The organism is Streptomyces atriruber, from assembly GCF_001418325.1.
Taxonomy (GTDB): domain Bacteria; phylum Actinomycetota; class Actinomycetes; order Streptomycetales; family Streptomycetaceae; genus Streptomyces; species Streptomyces atriruber.
In genome coordinates, this window is sequence record NZ_LIPN01000238.1 from 1 (window position 1) to 1,894 (window position 1,894).

The following is a 1,894-nucleotide window of genomic DNA, read 5'->3' on the forward strand; positions in this document are numbered from 1 at the left end:
CCTTCGGGGCCTGCGGGTCACGGGGCTGGGTGGAGTCGGTCACCGGCGCCTGAACAGCCGGGGCCTTCTCATCCTTGGATCGGCTACGGAACACAAAATCCAAGGGTACGGGGTGCGGAGACATGGACGTCCGTCCGGAGGGGAACGATCCGGCAACACCGGGCGTCTTGATTACGTGCGCAATGGGACGTAGCAGGCGGTATGCGTCCGGTTCCGTGGTGCCGCAGCAGTGCCTCGGGACCGGCTCACAGGGGTGCACCTACTCCTTACGCCGGAGCGGTGCGCGATGCAGTCGTCCTTGGGGATGAGCGCATCCGCCCGCGAACAGTGCGGTAATGGATGCAGGGCCCGTACTGTGGGTTCTGAGCAGTACCTGGAGCTGGAAGTCCGTCAGAAGGGGGCGCGCGAAGCCCATGAGCGGTGTCATGAAGCGTATGGGGATGATCTTCCGCGCGAAGGCGAACAAGGCCCTTGACCGGGCCGAGGACCCGCGCGAGACCCTCGATTACTCGTACCAGAAGCAGTTGGAGCTGCTGCAGAAGGTGCGCCGCGGCGTCGCCGACGTGGCGACGTCCCGCAAGCGCCTGGAGCTGCAGCTGACGCAGCTCCAGAAGCAGTCCTCGACCCTTGAGGACCAGGGCCGCAAGGCGCTGGCGCTCGGCCGCGAGGACCTGGCCCGCGAGGCCCTGTCCCGCCGTGCGGCGCTCCAGCAGCAGGTGACGGACCTGGAGACGCAGCACCAGACCCTCCAGGGCGAGGAGGAGAAGCTCACCCTCGCGGCCCAGCGCCTTCAGGCCAAGGTCGACGCCTTCCGCACCAAGAAGGAGACGATCAAGGCCACGTACACCGCGGCCCAGGCGCAGACCCGCATCGGCGAGGCCTTCTCCGGCATCTCCGAGGAGATGGGCGACGTCGGCATGGCGATCCAGCGCGCCGAGGACAAGACCGCGCAGCTCCAGGCGCGGGCCGGCGCGATCGACGAACTGCTCGCCTCCGGAGCCCTCGACGACTCCTCCGGACTCGCCAAGGACGACATCCAGTCCGAGCTGGACCGCCTCTCCGGTGGTACTGATGTAGAGCTGGAACTGCAGCGCATGAAGGCCGAGCTGGCTGGGGGTACCTCCCAGGCTATTGGCTCTGGGGGCGGCTCCAGCAGCGGGCAGCAGGCGATCGAGGGCGGCAAGGGCCAGCCCCAGTCGCAGCAGCCCCAGGACACCCCGCGCTTCGACAAGCAGTAGCCCTACGCACGTCCGAGGAGGACGACATGATCGTACGGATCATGGGGGAGGGGCAGGTGAAGCTGGCGGACAGCCACTTCGCCGAACTGAACAAGCTGGACGACGACCTGCTGGAGGAGATGGAGAGCGGCGACGAGCCCCGCTTCCGCCGCACGCTCCATGCGCTCCTGGACAAGGTCCGGGAGCTCGGCACCCCCCTCCCGGACGACGCCCTGGAACCCTCGGAACTGATCCTCCCCGCCCCGGACGCCACCCTGGACGAGGTCCGAGACATGCTGAGCGACGACGGCCTGATCCCAGGCTGAAGCCACGAGGGCGCAGCCCGGGGGCGCGGGGAACGGCGCGCTCAGCCCCCACAAACCCGCACCCGGGGACGCAGCCAGGGGCGCGGGGAACGGCGCGCTCAGCCCCCACAAACCCGCACCCGAGGGCGCAGCCAGGGGCGCGGGGAACGGCGCGCTCAGCCACAGCAGACCCGCACCCAAACGCGCAGCCGAGGGCGGCAGCCAAGGGGCGCGGGGAACGGCGCGCTCAGCCCCCACAAACCCGCACCCGGGGACGCAGCCAGGGGCGCGGGGAACGGCGCGCTCAGCCACAGCAGACCCGCAGCCAAAGGCGCAGCCGAGGGCGGCAGCCCAGGGGCGCGGGGAACGGCG

2 protein-coding genes are annotated in these 1,894 nt (G+C 69.9%); both read left to right on the forward strand.

Going from position 1 to position 1,894, the window contains the following annotated elements:
• Positions 1-413: 413 nt before the first annotated feature.
• Entirely contained in the window at positions 414-1,238 is an 825-nt protein-coding gene (locus AOK03_RS24170; RefSeq protein WP_079074928.1) for a PspA/IM30 family protein, read from the forward strand.
• Between the two features lie 26 nt (positions 1,239-1,264).
• Positions 1,265-1,543 (forward strand): PspA-associated protein PspAA, encoded by a 279-nt coding sequence (gene pspAA, locus AOK03_RS24175; RefSeq protein ID WP_055567443.1) that lies wholly within the window; start codon positions 1,265-1,267, stop codon positions 1,541-1,543.
• Positions 1,544-1,894 lie beyond the last annotated feature (351 nt).